This window comes from Hymenobacter miniatus (assembly GCF_016427455.1).
Classification (GTDB): Bacteria; Bacteroidota; Bacteroidia; order Cytophagales; family Hymenobacteraceae; genus Hymenobacter; species Hymenobacter armeniacus.
The window spans coordinates 199,414-222,550 of the sequence record NZ_JAELXR010000001.1 but is presented as its reverse complement, the minus strand read 5'-3'; the positions used below and the strand labels follow the sequence as shown (position 1 = coordinate 222,550).

Annotated in this window: 20 protein-coding genes; 4 read left to right on the top strand and 16 right to left on the bottom strand. The window is 62.8% G+C overall.

The window, feature by feature from the left end:
• Window positions 1-143 precede the first annotated feature (143 nt).
• From JAO73_RS00930 to JAO73_RS00920, 3 genes are all read right to left on the bottom strand, one after another.
• Entirely contained in the window at window positions 144-1,721 is a 1,578-nt protein-coding gene (locus tag JAO73_RS00930) for a DUF1501 domain-containing protein (protein WP_198975302.1), read from the bottom strand.
• An 18-nt stretch (window positions 1,722-1,739) separates the two neighbouring features.
• Window positions 1,740-3,395, bottom strand: a complete 1,656-nt coding sequence (locus JAO73_RS00925; RefSeq protein ID WP_198975301.1) for a DUF1800 domain-containing protein — start codon at window positions 3,393-3,395, stop codon at window positions 1,740-1,742.
• A 319-nt stretch (window positions 3,396-3,714) separates the two neighbouring features.
• Window positions 3,715-4,398, bottom strand: a complete 684-nt coding sequence (locus JAO73_RS00920) for a C40 family peptidase (protein WP_198975300.1) — start codon at window positions 4,396-4,398, stop codon at window positions 3,715-3,717.
• A gap of 335 nt (window positions 4,399-4,733) precedes the next feature.
• On the opposite strand from JAO73_RS00920, the gene JAO73_RS00915 reads away from it, so the two are divergent.
• Both JAO73_RS00915 and JAO73_RS00910 read left to right on the top strand, forming a co-directional pair.
• The gene (locus tag JAO73_RS00915; RefSeq protein ID WP_198975299.1) at window positions 4,734-5,084 is read left to right on the top strand and encodes a DUF4157 domain-containing protein; all 351 of its coding nucleotides are present in this window, start codon (window positions 4,734-4,736) and stop codon (window positions 5,082-5,084) included.
• 167 nt (window positions 5,085-5,251) lie between these two features.
• Window positions 5,252-6,112 (top strand): hypothetical protein, encoded by an 861-nt coding sequence (locus tag JAO73_RS00910; RefSeq protein ID WP_198975298.1) that lies wholly within the window; start codon window positions 5,252-5,254, stop codon window positions 6,110-6,112.
• Between the two features lie 88 nt (window positions 6,113-6,200).
• Here the strand turns inward: JAO73_RS00910 and JAO73_RS00905 are convergent, their stop codons facing one another.
• Together JAO73_RS00905 and JAO73_RS00900 are read right to left on the bottom strand one after the other, a co-directional pair.
• A complete protein-coding gene (locus JAO73_RS00905; RefSeq protein WP_190926340.1) occupies window positions 6,201-7,127 on the bottom strand; it encodes a helix-turn-helix domain-containing protein in 927 nt (308 codons plus the stop codon).
• A 158-nt stretch (window positions 7,128-7,285) separates the two neighbouring features.
• Window positions 7,286-8,446: an acyl-CoA dehydrogenase gene (locus JAO73_RS00900; RefSeq protein ID WP_190926338.1), complete on the bottom strand. Its 1,161-nt coding sequence runs from the start codon at window positions 8,444-8,446 to the stop codon at window positions 7,286-7,288.
• 193 nt (window positions 8,447-8,639) lie between these two features.
• Between JAO73_RS00900 and JAO73_RS00895 the strand changes: the two genes are divergently transcribed.
• Both JAO73_RS00895 and JAO73_RS00890 read left to right on the top strand, forming a co-directional pair.
• On the top strand, window positions 8,640-8,996 hold the full coding sequence (locus tag JAO73_RS00895; protein WP_198975297.1) for a DoxX family protein: 357 nt from the start codon (window positions 8,640-8,642) through the stop codon (window positions 8,994-8,996).
• 45 nt (window positions 8,997-9,041) lie between these two features.
• Window positions 9,042-9,620 (top strand): hypothetical protein, encoded by a 579-nt coding sequence (locus JAO73_RS00890; protein ID WP_198975296.1) that lies wholly within the window; start codon window positions 9,042-9,044, stop codon window positions 9,618-9,620.
• Window positions 9,621-9,634: 14 nt separating this feature from the next.
• Here JAO73_RS00890 and recJ read toward each other — a convergent pair whose 3' ends face one another.
• The 11 genes from recJ to JAO73_RS00835 form a co-directional block, all read right to left on the bottom strand.
• The gene (gene recJ / locus JAO73_RS00885) at window positions 9,635-11,374 is read right to left on the bottom strand and encodes a single-stranded-DNA-specific exonuclease RecJ (RefSeq protein ID WP_198975295.1); all 1,740 of its coding nucleotides are present in this window, start codon (window positions 11,372-11,374) and stop codon (window positions 9,635-9,637) included.
• Between the two features lie 234 nt (window positions 11,375-11,608).
• Entirely contained in the window at window positions 11,609-13,432 is a 1,824-nt protein-coding gene (locus JAO73_RS00880) for a tetratricopeptide repeat protein (RefSeq protein WP_198975294.1), read from the bottom strand.
• 189 nt (window positions 13,433-13,621) lie between these two features.
• Window positions 13,622-15,745 carry a peptidylprolyl isomerase gene (locus JAO73_RS00875; RefSeq protein ID WP_198975293.1) on the bottom strand — a complete coding sequence of 708 codons (2,124 nt, stop codon included), beginning with the start codon at window positions 15,743-15,745 and terminating at the stop codon, window positions 13,622-13,624.
• A gap of 176 nt (window positions 15,746-15,921) precedes the next feature.
• Window positions 15,922-16,185: a hypothetical protein gene (locus tag JAO73_RS00870; RefSeq protein ID WP_198975292.1), complete on the bottom strand. Its 264-nt coding sequence runs from the start codon at window positions 16,183-16,185 to the stop codon at window positions 15,922-15,924.
• A 24-nt stretch (window positions 16,186-16,209) separates the two neighbouring features.
• Complete coding sequence (gene lptC / locus JAO73_RS00865) at window positions 16,210-16,779, bottom strand: LPS export ABC transporter periplasmic protein LptC (RefSeq protein ID WP_198975291.1); 570 nt, start codon at window positions 16,777-16,779, stop codon at window positions 16,210-16,212.
• 27 nt (window positions 16,780-16,806) lie between these two features.
• The gene (bamG, locus tag JAO73_RS00860; protein ID WP_198975290.1) at window positions 16,807-18,150 is read right to left on the bottom strand and encodes a BamG family beta-barrel-assembly machinery protein; all 1,344 of its coding nucleotides are present in this window, start codon (window positions 18,148-18,150) and stop codon (window positions 16,807-16,809) included.
• Complete coding sequence (locus JAO73_RS00855) at window positions 18,137-18,877, bottom strand: type III pantothenate kinase (RefSeq protein WP_198975289.1); 741 nt, start codon at window positions 18,875-18,877, stop codon at window positions 18,137-18,139. The genes bamG and JAO73_RS00855 overlap by 14 nt, the downstream gene beginning before the upstream one ends.
• Window positions 18,878-19,016: 139 nt before the next feature.
• Window positions 19,017-20,951, bottom strand: coding sequence for a pseudouridine synthase (locus JAO73_RS00850; RefSeq protein ID WP_198975288.1), 1,935 nt, complete (start codon window positions 20,949-20,951; stop codon window positions 19,017-19,019).
• A gap of 154 nt (window positions 20,952-21,105) precedes the next feature.
• Window positions 21,106-21,489, bottom strand: a complete 384-nt coding sequence (locus JAO73_RS00845; RefSeq protein WP_190926318.1) for a TraR/DksA family transcriptional regulator — start codon at window positions 21,487-21,489, stop codon at window positions 21,106-21,108.
• Between the two features lie 183 nt (window positions 21,490-21,672).
• Complete coding sequence (ribH, locus tag JAO73_RS00840; RefSeq protein WP_190926316.1) at window positions 21,673-22,149, bottom strand: 6,7-dimethyl-8-ribityllumazine synthase; 477 nt, start codon at window positions 22,147-22,149, stop codon at window positions 21,673-21,675.
• Between the two features lie 123 nt (window positions 22,150-22,272).
• Window positions 22,273-23,040 carry a tetratricopeptide repeat protein gene (locus JAO73_RS00835; RefSeq protein WP_198975287.1) on the bottom strand — a complete coding sequence of 256 codons (768 nt, stop codon included), beginning with the start codon at window positions 23,038-23,040 and terminating at the stop codon, window positions 22,273-22,275.
• Window positions 23,041-23,137 lie beyond the last annotated feature (97 nt).

The window sequence follows — 23,137 nt, the reverse complement described above, 5'->3', positions numbered from 1 at the left end:
GGCCCCGAAAAATCCTCTACGCAAAAGGGCCTGGCGGGGCTACCTTTTCGTGCACTTTCCCACAAAAAACCGACCATAGCGCCGGCCACCCCCTAAAGGCAAGGCCGGCGCTATGGTCGGTTATATTCTGACAGTTACCCTGCTTACTCCACCACCACGATGCGCGAGCCGGTGCGACGGGCTTCGCGCACCTGGCAGTAGTAGGCGCCAGCGGCCAGCCCGCTCAGGTCGAGGGGCAGTTGCTGGGCGCCGCGGGGCAGCTCGCGGTCCACGGCGCGGCGCACTTCGCGGCCCAGCGTGTCGAGCAGCACCACCTGCACGTGGCCGCCGGCGCTGTCGTAGGCCACGGTCGTGCGGCCGTCGCGCGGGGCCGGGTTTGGATACACCGTGAAGTCGGCCACTTCGGCCGGGCCGGCGGTGGCCAGCAGGGCGCCGGGCCGCAGCACCGGCACGTAGGGGAAGCTGCGCCCAAACAGCTGCGTGAGCGTGGCCGGCGTCACCTGGAACCAGTCTTGCAGGATGCTGGTGTACACGCTGCGGAAGTCGAACTGCATGGCCACGTTGTCGTTCACGCCGGCGTTGGCCGGCAGCGTGGGGTTGGGGCCGTGCACCATGGGGTTCACCTTGGTGCCGAACACCAGCAGCGGGGCCGCCGCGCCGTGGTCGGTGCCATTGCCCGAGTTGGACTTGATGCGCCGCCCAAACTCCGAGAACGTGAGGCCCACCACCCGGTCCTGCACCGAATGCCGCCGCAGGTCGTCCTGAAAGGCGTTCACGGCCTCGGCAATCTTGCCCAGCAGCGTGGCGTGGGTGCCGGTGGTGGTGCTGCCCGTGGCGGGCACCTGCAGCGTGTGGGTATCGAAGCCGCCCAGGGTGCACACGTAAATGCGCGTTTGCAGGCCGCCCGATACGAGCTGAGCCACAATTTTGAGCTGGTCGGCCAAGGAGTTCTGGCCAGCGGCGGGGTAGAGTGGCGAGAGCGTCTGGGCGCGCGCCGCTGCGGCCTGAATGGCCGAGGTATACACCTGCGTCTGGCTCACCACCTGCCGGATGAACGTGAGCTCGTGCCCGGCCGGCGTGTTGGGGGCGGCGTCGACGCCACCGCTCAGCAATTGCAGAAACGACGTGGTGCTCGCGATGGCCATGCCCATGTTCACGCTCGGGCCCTGCACGCAGTTGCTCACCACCGAACCGATGCTGATGGCCAGCGGGTCGGGGTTCTGCGCGTTGGGGAAGCCCGTGGGGAAGCCGGGGTATTCGCCGTCGAGGTAGCGACCGGCCCAGCCCGTGGTCAGCGTCACGTTCGAGTCGGAGCCCGACGTCCAGATGTCGGTGGCCCGGAAGTGCGAGAAGTTGGGGTTGGGGTAGCCCACGCTTTGCACCACGCCCACCTGCCCGTTCTGGTAGAGGTTGTGCAGCGCCGCCATGGCCGGGTGAATGCCCGTGGCCGTGGTGAGCGGCAGCACCGACGTCTGGGGCAGGGCAATGTTGCCGCGCGCCGCCATCAGGGCCGGGTACTGGTCCAGCGGAATTATCATGTTCAGGCCATCATTGCCGCCCTGCAGCTGAATGATAACCAACACCTTGTCCGACTGCGTGGTGGCGTTGGTGAGGGCCGCCAGCTGCGGCGAATACCCGTAGGCGCCAATGGGCATGCCGCTCAGCAGGGCGGTGCCGGCCGCAGCAGCGGCCGTGGTCTGTAAAAAGTCGCGACGCTTCATAGAGATAGGCCGGTGGCGTTAAGACAAATGGTATTCGGCCAAGCCCATCAGCGCGCGCAGCATGGCTTGCAGCTTGGTGGTCACGGCGGCTTTTTTGGCGGTGTTGGTGGGCGCGGCCAGGTACTGCTGCCACTCCACGGTCCACTCGAAGTCGGGCAGGCCGGGCAGCAAGGCGTTTTTCAGGAACGTGAGCTGGTTGGCCGTCAGCGGAATGGGCACCATCAGCCGCACAAACTCGGCAATGAGCAGGTTGCAGTCCGAAGCCGTGGCCGCGGGCATGGCCAGCGTGAGCGCCAGCGGGTCAATCACAATCTTGACGCCGTTGCGCGTGTAGCCGTTGCCGATGAGCAGGTCCGTAATCTGGTTGCGGCGCGGCAGCGTCACGGCGTTTATCCACAGCTCGTGGAACTGCGGGGTTTGGTAGTAGGCGGCCCAGCCGGCCACGTTGGGCGGGTCGCCGAGGGTTTGCTGCTGCAGGGCCACCACGCCGTTGAGGTAGTTCCACATGCCGTACTGGGCCACCACGCCGGCGCTGGCCGCCGGAAACGCTATCTGCATCTGCCGGCACAGCCCCACCGTGAAATCGAGCGGGCTTTTGATGAGGCAGCCCATGTTCAGCACGTCGAAGAAATGCTCGGAGCTGAGCAGGGCGCGCAGCACCGGCGCCACCTCGTAGTTGTTCTGAATCAGCAGCGTGGCCAGGGGCTGAATGATGTCGGTTTCCACCTGCGCATCAATCACATAGTACACAAACCAACGGTAGAGCTTGCGCACCAGAAACCGCGCCGTCTCGGCCTGCTGAAATATCAGGTTCACCAAGTCGAGGTATTCGTTGGCGCCGTTAGGCGCGATGCGGGCGTTGCCAAAACAGGACGAGAACACCTTGGTGGTGCCGTCGTGCCGGCTGGCGGTGAAGTAGCTGCCCACCGGCGCGGCCTGGTCGCGCCAGCCGGTGAGGACTTTGGCGGCGGCCTGCACGTCGGCCTCGGTGTAGTTGGTGTAGTTGCCGGGCGCTATCAGCGGGCCCTTGCCCACGGTGAACAGCTCCAGCAACTCGCGGCCGTAGTTTTCGTTGGGCGCGCCGGCGGTGCTCTGGTTGCCGTTGAGGTAGCGCAGCATGGCCGGCGTGACGGTCACGTCCTTGGCCAGCTGCTTCACGTTGCCGAGGGCGTGCTGGCGCAGCAGCCGGCAATACTCGTAGCCCATGCGGGCGTCGTTGATGTCGCCCAGCTCCACCACAAAGTGGTTATGCCAAAAGAGCGTCATCTTCTCGGCCAGCGAGGTGCCCTGGCCCAGCAGCTGGCCCAGCCACCAGTCGCGCAGCGAGGTGCGGCGCACGCCCTCAAAATTCTGGTCAAAAGCCTGTGCCGTCCACGTCTGGCCAATGGGCACGCTCGTGTCGGTGGTCGACACGTTCACGGGAGGGGCCGGCGCGGCGGGCGCCGCGAGCAGGCCGTTGAGCACGGCCGACAAGCTGGAAGCCGCCGCTGCCTGAATTTCGGGGCGCGTCGGGCCGAACAGGGTGCGCCGTAGCAGGTGCGCGGCCTGCTCGTAGCCCCACGGGCCGGCGTAGGGCGCCAGCGTGCTCGTGGCCCGCGACAGGCCCGTGGGCAGCACCTTGTTGGCGTAGCGGCTCACCTTTTCGGGCGGGTCTTGCGCGGCCGTGGCGGCCATAGGCATCGCTGCCGCGGCAGTTGGAGACTTGAGAACGGCGGCGTTTCGTTGGAGGAAAAGTCTACGATTCATAAGCAGGCGCGTGAGTGTGAAGCCCAAAAACTCGTCGGGTCCCGTGGTGATTCAACAGCTTTTTCTTATCACCCAATGGTTTAGCATAGACCTGCGAGCGTGGCGCGGGTTTAACTACAATATCTACTTTCTTTGATTAAGCTGCAACGCCTGCTCCGCCAACGGTGCCAATCACTCGGCCAACGGACAAAAAAAGCGCCCGGCCGTGGGGGCCGGGCGCATTGCCTTGCAATTCGGTTAGCAAAGGTTAGTTGTCGGTGGCTTCGGCAGCGGCGCGCACGCGGCCGGCAGCGTAAAAATTGCGGTGGTAATACGGCTGGTTCAGCGAACTCACCATCACGCCGCCGTTGGTGGCTGAGTGGGCAAATTTGCCGTCTTTCAGGTAGATGCCTACGTGGTAAATCGGGCCTTTGCCCCGGCGGAAAAACACCAAGTCGCCGGTTTCCATCTCGGCCTTGGCCACCCGCTTGGTGGTGCTGAACATGGCGCGCGACGAGTGCACCAAGTTAATGCCGTACACCTCCCGGAACACGCGCGTCACGAAGCCGGAGCAGTCGGTGCCTTTGCGCGAGTTGCTGCCATACGAATAGGGCGTCCCAATCCAGTCGGTCACGGTGCGGAGCAGGTCCTTGTTCTCGTCGAACGCCAGGCGCAGGCCCAGGGTTTGGGCATAGTAGTGGTAGGCCAGCGAGTCGCGCGAGGCGGCCAGTTCGGCGGCGGTGGGCGCGGCGGGCTTTTCTACGGGCGTATTGGCGGGCGTGCCGGCGGGTTTAATGGGCTCACTCATCGTCAGGGCCGGAAGCAGCGATGCTTCGGCTACGACCGGTGCCGCGGTGGCACGAGCCGTGGCCGAAGCATCGGGAGCACGTTCGAAGAAGAAAGAGAGGGCCAGGGAGCCAGCGGCGAGGCAATACAGAATGCTATGTTTCATTGTCCGTCGTTAGGGGTTGGGAGCACAAATCCGGGTTTCTGCAAAGGCGCAAAAAGAGCCGGGCTAGTAGTTTTCTTAGGCGATAGGCGAAGCCGTGTTGGGCCGGATGAAAAGAAGTGAAAAGGCAGTCGGAACGGGAAAATTATATTCCCTTTGGAAATGGTCGTTGGGTAAAGCTAACCTAAACTTTTGATAAGCTCAGCACTTTTTGTGAATAAAATTCAATTTTTCTTTATTAAATCAAATTTATTAGCCGAATAATATTCTTTACCTCTGCAACCATGCCCTTTCCTTTACCGTAATAGCGCGGCTTCACTATTTCGCTATCTTGCTTTATGCAAAATCTTCGGACCTGGCCCCGCTCTCCCCTCGCCCGCATTGCCCGTCTGGTGTTGCGCGCCCCTCGCGTGGCCATGGTGGTGGGCCAAACGGTGCACCTGAGCGGCGCCACCCGCGAGGAGTTTCTGGCCGACGCCGAATGGGTGGCCCACGAAGCCGTGCACCTGCGCCAATACCGGGAACACGGCTTGGTGCGCTTCCTCTGGAAATACCTCGTGGAATCGGCGCGGGTGGGCTACTTCCACAACAAGTACGAGGTAGAAGCCCGCGAAGAAGCCCGCCGCGTGGTGCTGGCCGACCCCGCCCACGTGCTGCGGCCATTGCCCCGGCACGCCACCCGGCCCTAGCCGTCGGTGGGCACCGCGCGGGCCCGTAGACGCGGGCTTGGCTGGCCAAAAGATTGAGTGCTAACGCAACTTATCCCGGAGGACTTACGAATAAAAGCCCCCGTAGCCCTCCGGGTGCGGTTAGCTTTTCCTTTCCATTTCCACCTCCACATTTCCTTCCTTTCACCATGGATAACCAACCCAATCAACCGGGCTCGCCGATGGCGGGCGACGACGTGCGCAACCAGAACGCCGGCAACAGCACCGGCAGCACCGGCCTCGGCAACGACGCCACCGCGGGCGCCAATAGCCGCAAAACGACCACTAGCCGCAGCAACCCCAGCGCCCAGAACAGTTCGGCTACTCCCAACGCATCGGGCCAAACCTCGGCCAACGCCGGCGCCGAGCGCCAGGGCGAGGGCCAGCAGACCAACGGCGAGCAAAACAACCTGCTCGACACGGCCATGGAAAGCGGCAAAAAATGGATTCAGGATTCGGGCGTGCTCGACAGCGTGAACCAGCTGCCCCAGGGCGTGAAAGACTGGGGCTCGCGGGCACTGTCGCGCGTGGGCGAGCTCAGCACCACCCAAAAAGTAGTGGGCGGCGCCATTCTGGCCGCGGGCCTGGGCTGGCTGGCCCTGCGCAAAGGCAAGTCGTCTGACTCCTCTTCGTCTTCTTACAACTACGGCCGCCAAAGCAGCGGCAGCTACGGCCGCCGCAGCTACGGCTACCAGGCCCCCGACGCGTCCACGAGCCGCCGCTCGGCCTCGGGTACCAGCAGCCGCCAGGACAGCGGCTCGCCCTACGGCAACAGCGGCAGCCGCTACGGTGGCAGCGGCTCTGGCTACGCCAGCGGCAGCCGCTATGACAACAGTTCGTCGGCCGGTTCCGGCCGCAGCAGCGCCAGCGGCAACACCGGCATCTTAGGTGGTAGCCGTTCGGACAGCGGCTCGAACTTCGGCTCGTCGTCTTCCGCTTCTGGCGGCGACTACGGCTCCCGCACCTCGGAAAGCAGCCGCACCGACGACAACTTCCGCAGCATCGAGTAAGCTGCTCGTTTGCTGAGTAACCAAAAAGCCCCGCTTCGATACGAAGCGGGGCTTTTTCATTGTACCGAATGCACGTCGGCCACTCGGCTTAGATGTTCATGGCCGACTCGCGGCGGCGCATCTTGCCGGCCGGGATACCGAACATCATCTTGAAGCGGCGGCAGAAATAGGCCGTGTCTTTGTAGCCCACTTCCTTGCCGATGTCGCGGATGCTTTTCTTGGTGGTGCGCAGCAGAAACACGGCGCGCTCCATGCGCTGGTACTCGATGTAGTCCTGCGGATTGATGTTGGTCAGCATTTTGAAGTACTGGCCCACGTAGTCCTCGCTCACGTTGGCCACGCCGCTCAGCACTTTGTTCGAGAGGTCGCCGCCCAGGTTCTCCTTGATGTAGTTGAACAGGTCAATCAGACGCGGGTCCTTGAAGTAGGTGCTGTTGGTGGCCAGTTGCTCCACAAACATGTTGTTGCGCAGCACGTAGCGCACCACTTCCACCACAATGTTCTCGGTGTAGATGTTGATGAGGCGTTCGCGGCCGGGCAGGTCCTGAATGCTCTCCTCGACCACCTTAATCACGAGGTTGGCCAGCTTGGGCTGCCCCGAGATGAGGAAGGCCGGCACGTCGAGCGAGGCGAAGAAGTTAACCGAATCAAACACCTTGGCCTCGAAGCTCACGAAGCTGTGGCTTTCGTCGGCTTCGCCGATGAGGTCGAGGTTGTCGTTAGAATGAAAGAACTTGTCCTTATTAGTGATGAGGTCGTCGTTGGTGATGACGCGGCCTTTGGGGTCTTGGCCGTAGCTTACGCGGGTGGGACGGCCGCCGGGAATGAACAGCATTTCACCCTCCTCCACTACCATCTCTTCTTCGCCAAACGTGATGTGGCCTTTGTGCAGCAGGATGAGGTTATTGCCGACGTCGTAGGAATTGCGCACGGTGAAGGGCTGGTGCAACACCAGGTTCTTCGCTTTGATATAGCGCACGCCCAACGATTCGATGACTTTATTGTAATCTTCCATAATTCAAGGTGCCAAAGCGGCGGATTTAGGGAGCGGCTGGGCCGGATATGCGGCTACCGCAGTGCAAGATAACACCTTGAAATTCACAAAAACTAAAAACCCAGCCAAAAAGTGGCTGGGTTTTGTGCAATGAATCTGAATTTTAGGCAATTCGCGGTTTACTTGAGGATATCCCGCGAAATCACAATTTTCTGAATTTCAGAAGTGCCCTCGTAAATCTGGGTAATCTTGGCGTCGCGCATGAGGCGCTCCACGTGGTACTCCTTCACAAACCCGTAGCCGCCGTGAATCTGGACGGCTTCCACGGCCGCGTCCATCGCCACTTTCGAGGCGAAGAGCTTGGCCATGGCGCCCGACTTGCCGTAGTCCTGGCCGGCGTCTTTGTCGGCGGCGGCTTGCAGGCAGAGCAGGCGGGCGGCGTCCACGTTGGTGGCCATGTCGGCGAGCTTGAACTGGATGGCCTGGTGCTGCGAAATGGGCACGCCGAAAGCTTTGCGCTCCTTGGCGTACTTCAGGCTCAGTTCCAGCGAGCCCGAGGCAATGCCCAGGGCCTGCGCCGCAATGCCGATGCGGCCGCCGGCCAGCACCTGCATGGCGAACTTGAAGCCAAAGCCGTCGTCGCCGATGCGGTTTTCCTTGGGCACTTTCACGTCGGTGAACATCAGCGAGCAGGTGTCGGAGCCGCGGATGCCGAGCTTGTTCTCTTTCGGGCCCTGCACGAAGCCGGGCATGTCCTTATCGACGATGAGGACGTTGATGCCGCGCGACTTCAGCTCGGGGTTGGTTTGGGCGATGACGAGGTAGACCGAGGCGGTGGTGCCGTTGGTAATCCAGTTTTTGGTGCCGTTCAGCAGGTAGTGGTCGCCTTTGTCTTCGGCGGTGGTGCGCTGGCTGGTGGCGTCGGAACCGGCTTCGGGTTCCGAGAGGGCAAAGGCGCCGATGATTTCGCCCGAGCACAGGCGGGGCAGGTACTTGCGCTTCTGCTCTTCGGTGCCGTATTTCTCCAGGCCCCAGCACACCAGCGAGTTGTTTACGCTCATGATGACCGAGCAGGAGGCGTCGACCTTCGAGATTTCTTCCATGGCCAGCACGTAGCTCACGGTGTCGAGGCCGGAGCCGCCGTATTCGGGGCTCACCATCATGCCCATAAAGCCCAGCTCACCCATCTTCTTCACCTGCTCGGCGGGGAATTTCTGGTGCTCGTCGCGTTCGATAACGCCGGCCCACAGCTCGCTCTGGGCAAAGTCCCGGGCGGCGTCGCGCACGGCGAGCTGCTCTTCGGATAGTTGGTAAATGTTAGAGGACGTGGCGGTTTGCATGGGCGTGGTGGGAATGATTATTTATTGACACAAAAGTACGACCCTAACGGGCGTTAGGCAAGGCAGGCCGTCCCGTCGGACCGCCTTGCCTATGACAACCGCCGCAGGCCAAAAGATTCTCCCGCAACGCGGCATTTTCAGTATAAACCACTAAGGCTCGGGAGCAACTTTTCTGCCGCACTTTTGCCGTTTCATGTCCCTCCGCCTGCTCAGTCGCGTTGCCCTGGCCCTGCTTTTTGTAGCAGCCGGCGTCTGGCATTTTGCGCATCCGGCCACGTATTTAGCTATTATGCCGCCGCAACTGCCGCAGCCCTTGGCGCTGGTGTACGCCAGCGGCATTTTTGAGGTGCTGGGTGGGCTAGGGTTGCTGTTGAGGCCCACAAGAAAGCTGGCCGGCTGGGGGCTGTTGGCGCTGCTCGTAGCGGTGTATCCGGCCAATATGTACATGGCCCTCATTCACGAGAAGCTCGGCATTCCCGGCTGGGTGGCCTGGGGCCGGCTGCCGTTGCAGCTGCCGCTGCTGTGGTGGGTGTGGCGGACCATGCGATAAGCAAGCGCGCAGTAGCTTGCGCCCGTTTTCTACCAACCAATTTTTATGACAAGCAAACTTTTGCTGACAGGCCTGCTGCTGGGCAGTTCGGCCTGGGCCTGCGCCCAAACCACCTCTCAACCGGCCGCGTCAGACCTCACCCCCGACCAGGCCGCCCGCTACACCGCCGCTCACGACTCGCTGATGCGCCGGGTGACCAACGTTCGCAGAGACGCCGAAAGCCGCATGGGCTTTTTTAAGTCTTCGCAGGGTTCGCTCGGCAGTGCCCACCGCCGCGTGCAGGCCTACGCCAAGGCCAAGGGAGTGTCGTCGTTTTATTCCGGCGTGAACACCCCATCCGGGGCCGGCATCGTTAAAATTCAAACCATCAAGCGGCGCTTCGGCGTGGAGCTGGAAAAGGTGGTATTCTACGACACAAAGGGCCGCCAAACCCTGATTGAACGCCGCGAAAACCACGTACTCACGCGCCTGGAGCTGCGCGAATACCCGCAGGACCTCGGCCTGCCCAACTCGCGGTGGCTGTTCGTGCGCGGCGACTATTTGATGCACATGGCCCAGCCCACGCTGGCCCTGGCCACCAAGAAGACGTTCTACTATTTCCGGGCCCTGCCTACGGCCGACTAGCCGCCGGCCCCGGGCTACTCCCAGCGCACGTCGAGCAGGCGCAGTTGCACGCTGCGCTGGCCGCGGTACTCGTTCAGCTCCACCGTGTAGCAGGCGCTGAAGGGCTGGCCCTGCTCAATTTGGGGCAGGTAGTCGGCCAGGCCAAATCCGATGGCGTCGACGGCCGGGCCCTGGGCATCGGCCGAAGCCAGGCGCAGCTTGAGGTGGCCCTGGCCCACCACGCGGGCGCTGTGCGGCACGGCCACGAGGCGCTGCGAGGCGAACACCGGGTTGGGATTGCCGGGACCGAAGGGCTCCATGCGCCGCAGCTCGGCGAAGAATTCTTCGTTGATGCGGCCAATGGGCAACACGGCCGCCACTTCCACCGGCCGCACCAAGTGCTCGGTGGTGAGGGTGCCGGCCACCACTTCCTCGAAGCGGCGCTGGAAGGCAGGCACGTTTTCGACCTTTAGCGTAAGACCGGCGGCGGCGCGGTGCCCGCCAAACTGGTCGAGCAGCGGCGCGCAGGCTTCCAAGGCCTCGTGCACGTCGAACCCGGCCACGGAACGGGCCGAGCCGGTGGCTTTGCCGTCGCGCTGCGTCAGGATGACGGTGGGGCGGTAATACTGGTCCAGGCAGCGCGAGGCCACGATGCCAAGCACGCCCTGGTGCCAGTCGGCCTTGTAAAGCACGGTGGCGTGAGCATTTTGCAGCGTAGGGCTGCCCGCAATCATGTCCAGCGCCTCCTGGGTGGTGTGCTGGTCGGAGCCGCGGCGCTGCTGGTTCATTTGGTCCACCACTTCGGCGGTGTAACGGGCTTCCTGCTGGTCGGGGGCCAGGAGCATGGCCACGGCGCGGCGGGCGTCGCCCATGCGGCCGGCGGCGTTGATGCGCGGCGCGAAGCCGAAAATCAGGCTGCTGATGCCCAGCGGGCCCTCGCGCAGGGTGGCCAGCTCGCGCAGGGCCGCCAAGCCGGGCCGCAGCAAGTGGGCGTCTTCATTAAACCGGCGCAGCCCGTGGGCGGCCAGAATGCGGTTTTCGCCGGTGATGGGCACGATGTCGGCCGCAATGCTCACCGTCACAAGGTCAAGCAGGTCGTGCAACGGCTCCTGCGACAGCCCGAGGTGCTCCCCGAAAGCCTGCATCAGTTTGAAGCCCACGCCGCAACCGGAAAGCTCTTTGTACGGATACTCGCAGTCGGCACGCTTGGGGTCGAGCACGGCCACGGCGGCGGGTAGTTCCTCGCCGGGCAGGTGGTGGTCGCAGATAATGAAATCGACGCCGCGGCTGCTGGCGTAGGCCACCTGCTCCACGGCCTTGATGCCACAGTCGAGCGCCACAATGAGGGCAAAGCCGTTATCGGCCGCAAAATCGACGGCTTTCTGCGAGATGCCGTAGCCTTCGGTGTAGCGGTCAGGGATGTAGTCGCGCAGGCGCTCGGCGCCGAACAAGGGCGTGAGGTAGCTCATCACCGTGGCCACGGAGGTAATGCCGTCCACGTCGTAGTCGCCCAGCACCAGCACTTTCTCGCCTTCGCGGTGAGCGCGGGCAAGGCGGTCCACGGCGCGGTCCATGTCGCGCATCAGCAGCGGGTTGGGCAGCTGGCGCAGGTCGGGGTGGAAGAAGGCCGCGGCGGCGGCGGGCGTGGCGATGCCGCGCTGCACCAGCAGGGCGGCTATCTCAGGGGCAATGAAGAGGGCCTGCGTCAGCTTATGCGCCAATGCAGGGTCGGTTTCGGGGATATAATTCCAGCGCTTACCAGCGGATATGGGCATCGGATACTTCGTCAAAATGACTGCAAAAGTACGACCAAACCGGGCCCGCAGCGGCGCGGCGTACCTTTGCCCGGCGCCTCCCCCATTGCCGCAGACCATGAGCAAACTACCAGAATTTTACCGCAAATACCGCCAGTACATCGGCACCGATGTGCTGATGTATGGCACGTTTATTTTGGTGCTTGCGCTGATGTTCGTGTTTTTTGGGTAGTAGCTCAAGCGGTGCTTGGGGCGTTACACCCCGTCGCCGCGCAGCTTGCGGAAGCGCTTGCGGGCTTCGGCCACGTAAATGCTGCCGGGGTATTTCACTATCACCTGGTTGTACAGCTCCTGGGCTTTGCCTTTGTCCTTGAGGTCTTCTTCCTGAATGCGGGCCATGAGAAAGAGGGCGTCGTCGCTCAGCACGTCATATTTCACGTTGTTGGTGATGCGCTCGAGCGTGGCGATGGCGCCGGGGAAGTCGCCGGTGCGGCGCTGCAGCTGGGCCTTGAGGTAGTACGTGTCGTCGGACAGCGAATGGCCGGGGAACTTCTCCAGCAGGGCGTCAAGCCCGGCAATGGCTTCTTTTATCTTGTTCTGAAACACCAGCTGCTCCACGGCCGCGTAGGCCTTGAGGCCCAGGCCCAGCGTGTCTTCCACGGTGTTGTCCTGAATCAGCAGCGAGAGTTGCATGGCGTCGTTGGCAATCTCGCGGGTCGTGGCTTCTTTGAGGATGTCGAGGTGGCTTTGCGCCAGCTTGAAATCGCCGGCGTAGTAGCTCAGGCGGGCGTTGCGCAGCTTGGCTTCGTAGCCCAAGGGCGAGTCTTTGTGCGACTTTTCCACCTGCGAGTACAGCAGCGTGGCCTCCCAGGGCTCCCCTTTCAGCAGGTACAGGTCGCCCTGCGTGATTTTGGCCTCGTCCACCACGTCGTCGCTGGCCCGCGGCATGTCGATGACTTCCTGCAGCAAGGTCATGGCCTTGGGCCGGTCGTTGAGCTGGAAGGCATACAGGTTGGCCAGGTTGCGCAGCACGGGGGCCGTGTCGGGGGTGCGGCCCAGCTCGGTCAGTAGCTGCTCGTATTCCGTGACCAGGGCGCGCACTTTGGCCACGTCGACGGGGTAAGTGGTGCTTACCTGCGCTTCGCGCGCTTGCAGCAGGCGCTGGCGGGCAAAATTGCCGTAAGGGCCGTTGCGGTATTCCTTCGCCACGTAAGCGTAGCCGTCGATGGCGCTTTCGTAGTCCTTGTTTTGCTGCGCAATGGCGGCCAGTTCAATCACGCGGCGACCTTCGCCTTTGCTGCGCCGGTCGAGGGCCCGGGCCTGCACCAGCGCCCCGCTAAAATCTTTGCGCTGCACCTGCAGCCAAAGCAGCAGCTCGCTGTAGGCCGCCTGGTCGGGGTGCTCCTGCGTGGCGGTCAGTAGGAGCTTTTCGAGGGCATCAAAGTCCTTGTCTTCGCGCAGGGCATTCTGCAGCATGTTGCGCACAAAGGGCAACTGCTTCTCATCCTGTGCCACCAAGTGCAGGGTTTCGGCCAGCACCTGGGGCTGGTTCTGGGTTTGGGTGTAGAGCTGGATGAGCTGCGGAGCGTACTCCGTGTCGTTTTTGGCCAGGGCGCGGCCGCGCAGGTAGGTGCGCTCGGTCCATTCGGGCAGTTCGCGCCGGGCAAACTCGGTGGCTACGGGCACTACCTGCGCGGTGCTGAGCTGGGCCAGCACCTTTTGCCACTGCTTGTCGGCCGCGGATTTATCGCTGGCAGCCGCGTATACGCCCCCCAGGGCCACGCCATACGTGGCGTCCTCTGGGTGCAGCTTCGCGGCTTTCTTGGCCACTTTTTCGGCGTCTTTATAACGTTTCAGGGCCTGCAGCGAATTCAGATACACCGGAAACACGGCCAGGCTGGCCTGCTCTTCGGCCGAAAGCTTCTCAAACAGAAACACCGCCTTCTCGTGCTCGCCGCGGCGGGCGTAGTCCTGCGCCAGCGCGGTGCTGCTCACCGGGCCCCAAGTTTTGGTGGGCTGCGCCTGCGCCGGCAGCGCCAACAGCAGGGAAGCAGCAAGGAGGAAGGAATGCGAACGCATAAAATGTATTACGAAGGATTCGGTGGCCGAGGGCTTGGCGCTGAACGCAAACGTTGGGCGCCAGCGCGTTCGTTCAATGCCTACCCAGGCGTGACCCGGCGATTTGCGGCGCCGCGGGCAATGACGCCGAAAAACGAAAAAGGGCCGCACCCGAAGGTACGGCCCTTTTTAAGCCAGCGGTTGGGCGCCTTAGAAAAACTTGGCGCGGTTGTCTTTCACGTTGGCGTGGGCCTTGATGGCCTCGTAAATCTTGCCGTCCTGCTGCTGGGCGCGTTGCTGGGCCAGCTGCTGCTGCACGGCTTTCAGGTCGGCGGGCGCCGGGGCGGTGGTCACGGTCTGGGGCTCTACCACCAGCACGCCCTGCTCGCCTTGGATGGGGGCCGACTTCTGGCCGGTTTTTAGGCCGAAGGCCTTGCCCACGGCCAGGGGCTCGAAGCCCACGTTGGTGAGGCTGCCCTGGCCGAGCACCACGTTGTCGGCGGTGCCTACTTGTGCGGTGGGGCCGTATTTGGCGGCCATTTCCTCCAGCGTGCCGGCGGTGGGCAGCTTGGCCATGATTTGCTTGGCCTTCTCTTCGTTGCGCACCAGGGCGGTGAGCTCGGGACGCAGGCTCTCCACGGTGGCGGTGCCTTTGGCGCGCTCATCGGTGAGGACCGCAATGACGTACTGGTCGCCCATTTCGTACACTTCCGACACGTCGCCTACGTTGGTTTTGGCACCGTTCGGGTTGAAGCCGAAGGCCCAGCGCACCATCTCGCGGGCGTTCTGCAGGCTGTTCACGGTGCGGGCCGAAGCGTCGATGTTTTTGGCTTCCTGCTTCACCAAGGTCTTGTCTTTGGTGGTCAGGGCGCGGAAGCTGGCCAGGTCCGTGGCCTGGCCTTTCAGGGCCTGGGCGCGGGCGTAGGCAGCGTCGCGGGTGGCATCGCTTGGGGCAATGGTCTTCTTCACTTCGGCCACCTGATAGGTTTGCTTGGTGGGCACGGCCGTGATTTTGATGACGTGGTAGCCAAACGAGGTTTCCACCACGTTGGGCAACAGGCCGGGGCTGGTGGCGCCGAAAATGGCTTTCTCGAACTCGGGCACCATGCGGCCCTGGCCGAACCAGCCGAGGTCGCCGCCCTGGTCTTTGGTGCCGTCGGTGCCGAACTGACGGGCCATGGCCGCAAAGTCGGCGCCGCCTTTGATTTTGTTCAGGATGTCCTGGGCCTTGGCCTTCGCGGCGGCTTTGGCTTCGGGCGTGGTGCCTTCGGGCTTGATGAGGATGTGGCTGGCACGGGCGGCAGCGTCTTTGCCGGTGCTCACGCCCGTCACTTTGTACAGCGAGTACGTGCCGGCTTCGGCATAAGGGCCATACACTTTGCCAGTGGAGAGGGGCAATTGCTTGCGCAGCTGCTCGGGCAGGTCGGCGGGGCTACGGAAGGCCTTGTTGTAGGGCTGCTCCGAGTTCTGCATCACAAACAGCGAGTCGACCGGGGCCGAGGCAAACTGCGTGGTCAGCTCCGCAATTTGGCTCTTCACGGTTGCGCTGTCTTCCTTCGAGGCCACCACCGGAATGGTGATGTATTCCACCGAGCGGCCTTCTTCTACTTTGTACTTGCTCTTGTTCTTGTCGAGGTAGGCCTGCAGCTGCTCGTCGGTCACCTTCACGGCCGAGTCCGAGATGGTGGCGTAGGGCACAAACAGGTACTTCACCACCGCCTTGGTGTTCTGGTTCATCCCGAAGCGCTTGGCTTCGGCCGAGGTCACGTACACCGAGTTTTTCAGCAGGGCATTGTACTTGTTGGCCAGGCGCTCAGCGGGCAGGTTGGCTTCGAAGTTGCGCCAGGCGGCCTGGTTTTCGGGGGGCAGCTTGTCGAGGTTCTGCAGGTACTGGATGAGGCGGGCTTTGTCGAACTGACCGGTTTTCTGGTCGGTGAAAGCCTGCTTGATGCCGGGGTTCACGTTGTCGCCCTGCACCATGTCCCACAGTTCGTCGTCGCTCACGGTCAGGCCCAGCTTTTCCCACTCCGGCTGAAAGGCCAGGCGGTAGATGGTCTGGTTCCAGGCTTGGTCGCGCAGGTAGCCGAGGGCCTGCTCGTCGGGCTGGCGCTGCTGCTGGGCCGCAAAGGCTTGCTTGGCTTGCTCCAGAGAGGCATTGTATTCTTCCAGCTCCACCTTTTGGCCGGCCACTTCGCCTACCACGGTGTCGTTGCGGTTAAACAGGCGGTTTTTACCGCCCACCAGGTCGCCGCCCACAATGAAGAGCAGCATGCCGATGGCCACAAGGCCCACCGCTACGCCTGATTTTTCCCGAATCGTGTTAATTAAAGCCATTTACTTGTCAAAAAATTCAGCGTCTGTATTGGTCAAAAGAGGCGCAAAATAACCAGAATTTGGCCGGGAATCAAAGTTTTGCCGGATTTAAAGTCCCAAACTAGCCCGCTAAAACCCACCTCGTTAGCCGTGGTTAGCCGGGGCATGCGCGTTGTGGCGAACCCGGCGGCGCCGGCTTAGCGGCGCTTTTTGATTGATTTCGCTGGGGTTTTGGCGCGGTTTTGCCGGGCCAGCTTGGCTTCCTGCTCGGCTATTTTGGCGGCCACCCGCTCCTGCTGCCGCCAGTACAACAAGGGCATCCAGCACAGCATCGAGACCATGAAAATCCAATAGTTGCGGCCCAGGTCGTTGTAGTAAATGGTCTGGTAAATGCCAATGACCAGCGCCACCACGCCCACGGCGAATAGGACGGTGCGCAGCAGGGATTTATCGAATTTCATAAGCAGCAATGCCGGCCGGGCGCGTTAGAGGCCCGCGCCCACCTTGTCGATGATGCCCGTGGGGTTGTAGATGCGGTAGGGGTTCAGGTCCTGCTTGGCCCAAAGGCCGTGTCCAGACAAGATTTCCGTGGGCGTTTCTACCCGCACAGCCATGGCCGAGTCGGTGTAGATAATTTGTTTGTTCTTGTCGAAAAACAGCTCTTCGGTGTCCATGCGCTGGGCCTTGGGCACGTTCACCACCTGCACCGCGCCGCGCATGGTGTAGAGGTTTTTGGCCTTGTCGTACTTGCCGTACTTGGCCGTCAGGGTGTTCACGACGGTCTTCTTCCCGTCGGGTGAGTAGAAGGTTACCTTCACCCCCTTGGGCCACACGAAGTCGCTGTTTTCAAACTGCTGCTGCAGCGGCGCCGTGAGTTGAAACTTCAGCTTGGCCGAGTCGCTGATGAGTTCCACCACGTTGGTGGTTTCCATCAGCGGGCCGGTGTACACCAGCGTGGGGCCGGTCACCTTCTGCTTGTCGCAGCTGGTCAGGGCCAGCACCGTCAGCACTAGGCCCGCCGCACTCCTCCACCCTTGCTGCTTGTTTGTGCGCACGTCGTTTGGCTGTGGTGAGGGCGAAATTTATTGCAGACGGCGCTTGATGAACCAGCGGTTGTTCAGCGTAATGCCCAGCTGCCCGCGGATGTAGTTTTCCTGCACGTTGCTGGTGCCCAGCGACGCGTTCAGCACGTCGGTGTTGCCGCGCACGCCGTAGGTGAAGCCCAGGCTGATGGTGGTCGACTCCAGGGCCGAGGCCGTGGGCAGCGGGAAGCCAAAACCCCAACTCACCGACCGGTCGTAGAGCGTCTTGCCATTTACTTGGTACGGCATCTGGCCCAGGCTGATGCCGGCGCGGTACGACACGCGCTGGAAGTAATGCTCTACCGAGCCGGGGTCCGGGGTAATTTCCCCGCCCAGGCCCACGCGCAGCGTGTTGCTCAGGGCCGGGCCCGTGCCGTTGAAGTTGCTGAACTTCGACCACTGCTGCTGCGCGGCGTCGAGGTTGAGGCTCCAGTTTTTCTCGTTGTCGAAGCTGACGCCCACCTGCGCCAGAGCCGGCACATAGGAACTACCACGGCCGTCGCTGATGGTGGTAGGCGCGCTATTGAGGGTGCCATCGGCGTTTTCGCGCTCCTGGGTGTTGGTTTGCTGGCCGTTGAGGTTGTGCGCGAAGCTGTACACCCCGGCTAGGTTCACGCTCAGGTCTTTGGCGATGCTTTTGCGGTAGTGCCCGCCAGCCCGGAAGGCGAAGTCCGAGTACCGCGTGTGCTGCCGTTCCACCACCTTCACCGAGCTGATGCTGTTGTCAGTCGTCGACACGGTGGTAGCGGTGGTTTCGTCAATCACCCCGAACACGTACGACGCCGTGAAGCCCAGCGTCAGGCCCTTGGCCACGCGGAACCCCTGGCCCAGGTAGGCCTCCGAAATACCGCCTTCGCCCCTGTATTGCTTCAGCGACTGCGCGGGCTGGCTGGTGGGGGTGTTCACCACCGCCTGCAGGATGTTCGATTCGTAGTCGACGGCGCTCAGGGGCTTGAGGCCCACGGCGGCGGCCCACTTCGAGCTCAGCGGCACCGACAAGGCCAGGTAGCCCAGCGTGCCGCTGCCGCTGCGGTTGGAAGCCGTGGCGTTTTTCACCGTTTTGTACTGCCCGTTGAAGCCCGCTTCAAACGTGGTGCGGTTGGTGTAATACAGCAACGCCGGGTTCAGCTCATTCACATTCACTGCGTTGGGCGCAGCCAGGCCCACACCGCCCATGCCCATCTGGCGCACGCCGCCGGTATTGGCGTTGAACTCGCCCAAGCCAATGCGCGAATACGGCGAGTTGCCGAGGCCCTGCGCTTGCGCGCCACCGGCCAGCAACACCATCGACCCCACCAGCACCAGGCCCAACCCCGTGCGCCCCATCTCTTTATTTGACAACATGATAAGCTAAAATCCGATTTAGGCCGAGCAGCACCAGCTCAGGCACCACAAAGATACGAGCCGGGAGGCGGGCCGACAGAAAAGCGGCGTCGCCCCCCGTAAGCAGCACGCCGAGGCGCGGGTAGCGCTGCTGGTACTGCGCCAGCAGGCCCGTGATTTCGGCCACGGCCCCGTTTACCACGCCGCTCAGCAGGCTCCCGCTAGTGGAGTCGCCCACCAGCGGAATCGTTGCATCGAGGACCGGCAGTTCCAGCAGCGGCAACCTCCCGGTGAAGCTGTGCAGCGCCCGCAGCCGCATGCCCAGCCCCGGCGCAATGCTGCCGCCGTGATAGGTGCCGTCGGCCGTCACGAGGTCGAGCTTCAAGGCCGTGCCTGCGTCGATGATGAGCGTGTCCTGTCCCGGCCGCAAGCCGGCCGCGCCCACGGCGCCTGCCAGCCGGTCGGCGCCCAGGGTATGCGGCGTGGCGTAGGCATTGCGCAGGGGCATGGGCGTAATGCCCGGGCTAAACGCCAGGATTTCGCCCGGCACCAAGTCCTGCAGTTCTTCCACGGCCAGCACAGCGGCCTCGGCCACCGAGGCCACGATGAGGCGCTGGGGCGCCCAGCGCTTCACCAGCGCGCGCACCTCGGCCGCCGTGAGGCCCGCCGCCATTTCGCGCAGCGCCGGGCCATCGAAACAGCCGGCTTTCACCGCCGTGTTGCCAATGTCGAGGGCAAGGGTGTGCATGTTTTTGCAGCTGTTAAAAGAAAAACGTCATGCTGCGCGTGTCGAAGCATTTCTACCGCGCAACTACTCCTTGCGTGAGGTTAAGATGCTTCGACACGCGCAGCATGACGTTCCCATTTTCTTTTGCGTCATCCAGACCCTACAGGAAATACTTCAAACGAATTACCTCTTGCTCGCTCAGGAAACGCCATTTCCCGCGGGGTAGGTCCTTCTTCGTGAGGCCGGCGTACTGCACCCGGTCTAGGGCCACCACTTCGTAGCCGAGGTGCTCGAAAATGCGGCGCACGATGCGGTTGCGGCCAATGTGAATTTCAATGCCCACGAAGTGCGCATTACCGGCCACCACGGCTACGTCGTCCACCACGGCTTTGCCGTCTTCCAACTCCAGGCCGGCGGCGATTTTGCCAAGGTCTTCTTCCGTGAGCGGGCGGCTAAGCTCTACCTGGTAGATTTTCTTGTTCTTGTGCGAGGGGTGCGAGAGCTTCTGAGCCACCTCGCCGTCGTTGGTGAACAGCAGCAGGCCCGTGGTGTTCCGGTCGAGGCGGCCCACCGGGAAGATGCGTTCCTTCGAAGCGCCAGCCACCAGGTCCATCACCGTGCGGCGGCCTTCGGGGTCTTCGGTGGTGGTGATGAAGTCCTTGGGTTTGTTCAGCAGCACGTACACCGATTTCTCGCGGTTCAAGTTGGTTTTCCCGTACTGCACCGTGTCGGTGGGCTGCACTTTGTAGCCCATTTCCGTCACCACTTCGCCGTTCACCCGAATTTCGCCGGCGGCAATCAGCGCGTCGGCCTCACGGCGCGAGCAAATGCCCGCGTTGGCGATGTAGCGGTTCAGGCGCGTCTCGTCGGTGCCGAAGTCATCGGCTTCTTCGCGCCGACGCTTATTGCCGCGGTTCTTGTCCTGCTCGTAGTGCTTCAGGTTTTTGTAGTCGGGCGCCTCGCCGGGCTTTTCGCCGTAGCGGGGCTTGTCGGCGCGGTTGTCCAGCCCCACGGGGCGGGCCGGGCGGGGCTTATCCACGCTGGCGCCGTAGCCGGTGCCCGAGCGGCGCACGCTGCGCTCCTGGGCTTTCAGGGCTTCGCGGCGCTCGGCAAAGCTGCCGGGTGCGGGCGCCCACTTTTCCTTCGGGCCGCGCTTTTCGTAGCTGCCGGGGCGCTCGCCGGTGCTGCGGCCCGCCGGGGCCCCATCGCGCCGGCCAAAGGCGCCGGGCGTAAACTTCCGGCCGAAAGCGGCCTGGTCGGCGCGGTAGTCGGCGGCGCCCTGCTCGTCACGGTCGGCACCGAAGCCGCGTCGCTCGCCCCGTTCTTCGCGCGGCTGCGGCGGGTTGGCCTCAAACGGCCGCGCCGCGCGGATGGGCCGGTTTGGGCCGCGCTCTTCGCTGCGCTGGAAATCTTCGGGCTCGCGCGGGGTGCTGCGACCGAAGCTGCTGCCGGGACGTGAATAGGTGGTTTCGTCCTGCGGTGCGTTGGGATTCTGCTTCTGGAACTTGCGGTTGCGCTCGCCGGGCAGGCCGCGCGGCACGGCCTTCTCGCCCTCGCGGCGGTAGGGCTGGCCCTGCCAGTTCTCCTTGGGTTGGTACTCGCGGATGGGACGACTGTCGGCCGAAGCCGGGCCGCGGCGCTCGTCGCCGAAGCTGCTTCGCTCGGCGGTGCGGCCGTAGCCGGTGCCGCTGCGCTGCTCTTTGCCTACGCGCGGCCGGTCACGGTCGGCACCGGGGCGGAAACCGCCCGGCTCGCGCTGGCCAACTTCCCGGGGCGCAAACTTATTGCCGCCAAAGCCTTTGTTAAAACCGCTGCCGCCTTCGCGGTTGCCCGCGCCGTACGGCCGCTTCTCGCCATCGCCAAAGCTGCGGCCACCGAAGGCCCCACCCGCCGGGCGACCAAAGGCGCCGTTCGTGGGCGGACGGCCGTTGCCGGGGCGGGCGCTGGAGTAGCCACCCCGCTCGCCGCGGTCGGCACTGCGGCCGGCCGGGCCGCCCTGGCCCGTCCGCTCGTTGTTGCCAAAGCCGCCGGGGCCGCCCGTGTTGCGGCCGCCGCGACGGTCCGCCTTGTTGTCAGAAAAATGCTTCTTGCCCATGGAGAGAAAGGTTGCGTGCCGTATCGCTACGGTACAGGTTAAAAAGAGCGGCCGGTACTGCGCCGGCAGTAGTCAGAGCGGTTGAACAGCGTCAACGCAAAAAACATTCTGACTACTGCCGGCGCAGTACCGACCACTAAGAAGTTGTTGCCGTTTAGTCGCGGCGCGCCATTTTGGCTTCAATCGAATGCTGGGTGTGGGGCACCGCACGCAGGCGCTCTTTGGGAATGAGCTTGCCCGTGCCGATGCACACGCCGTAGGTGCCGTTTTTGATGCGGACCTGGGCGTTCTCGAGTTGCTGGATGAACTTCATCTGACGCGAAGCCAGCTGGTTCATGCTTTCCTTCTCGGCGGTGTCGGCGCCATCTTCCAGCACCTTGGCCGACGAGGCCGTGGTGTCGGTGCCGGAGTCGTTGCTACGGTTCAGGGTCTCCTTGATGAAGGACAACTCCTTGCGAGCCGCCGTCAGCTTCTCCTGAATAATCTGGTCGAACTCGTTGAGGTCCTCCCGGGAATAGCGAATGTTGTCGTCGTTCATCGAATGGGTAAAAAAAGACTGCGAAGTATGGTATGAAATTGCTTCTGCGCCGCATCGGCAACGCCATGGGGCGATAAAAGGTTTAGCGGGCCTTAAAAAGGCCTATCGCCTTTGCCTAAAGCAATTGCGTGCTTCATTTGCGGCCGCAAAGCTACGGCTTTTCATGCGCTTTTCCTTGCGAGGCTAAAAGCCAAGCATTTGGATGGCGGCTACCGCGGCTTCTACGCCCTTGTTACCGTGCTTGCCGCCGGCCCGGTCCCAGGCCTGCTCCAGGGTATTAGTAGTCACAAGGCCGAAAATGACCGGTTTGTTAAATTTCAGCGCCACGTTGGTGATGCCCTGCGCCACGGCGTGGCAGATGTAATCGTCGTGCTTGGTTTCGCCCTGAATCACGACGCCCAGGCATATTACCGCGTCCATCTCGTCGTGCTGCGCCAAGAACTGAGCTCCCAGCGTCAACTCGAAGCTGCCCGGCACGGTGTTGCGGAAGATGTTGTCGGGGTTGGCGCCGTGCTTGAGCAGGGTCTCGTAGGCACCGGCGCTCAGCACGTCGGTTATCTCGCGGTTCCAGTCGGCCACCACCAGCCCAAACCGCTTTTCGCTGATGTCGATGAAGGAGGAAGCGTCGTAGTCGCTCAGATTCTGGAGGGCAGTTGCCATGGGAATGATGCGTAAAAAAGCGTCATCCTGAACGCGGCGAAGGACCTCATCACGGTTGAACGAGCTTCGTTCGGATGCGACAAGGTCCTTCGCTGTGCTCAGGATGACCGGTAAGCTAAATCTTTATTTGGCCAGTTTGGCCTTGTACTGGCGGGCTTCGGCTACTTCCTGGGCCGTGGGGTACTCGTTGATGATGCGGTCGTACGCCTTCACAGCGCCTTCGGTGTCGCCGGCTACTTCGCGGGCTGTGGCTTCCTTCATCAGGTAGCCGGGCGAGAAGTACTCGTTGGCGTTGTGGTCGGCGGCTTTGGCGTACAGGTCGGCGGCTTCCTTGGGCTTGTTGAGCTCCAGCTGCGCGTCGCCCATCAAGGCATAGGCGCGGCTCTGCACCAAGTAGTCGTCGGAGCTAAAGTCTTCGAGGTAGTCGAGGGCTTCTTTGAACTTGCCCTGCTTCAACGATGCCACACCGGCGTAGAAGTTGGCCAGGTTGCCGGCTTTGGTGTTGCCGTATTCGTTGGCCACCGTCACCAGACCCGGCGCTTTGCCGTCGCCCTTGATGGCCTTGTTCAACGAGTCGGCTTCCCAATTGTTCACGGCGCGGAACATGCTGGCCTGCGCTTTCTGGTCCTGCTGGTTGCGCCAGGTGTAGTAGCCGAAGCCACCCACCACCGCCAGTACCACCACGGCCAGAATGGTCAGTAGCACGTTGCGGTTGTTGCGCACGAAATCTTCCGACTCGGCCAAGCGGGCAGCCAGGGCATCCGGGTCTTCCAGCAACGGGTTTTCGGCCGGCAGGTTCTCGGCCGGCGCCAGCGGGTCGGCCGGCACGTTCTGGGTTACTTGCCCCTGGCGGGCCTGCTGGCTTTTGCCAGTGTACGGAATCTTCGACATATCAGAGAAGCTGCTAGCTATTAGCCGTCAGCTGCTAGCTTTTAGTTAACAATCGGGGTGGTTAGAATCTGTAAAGCTAATGGCTGCCATCTATTCG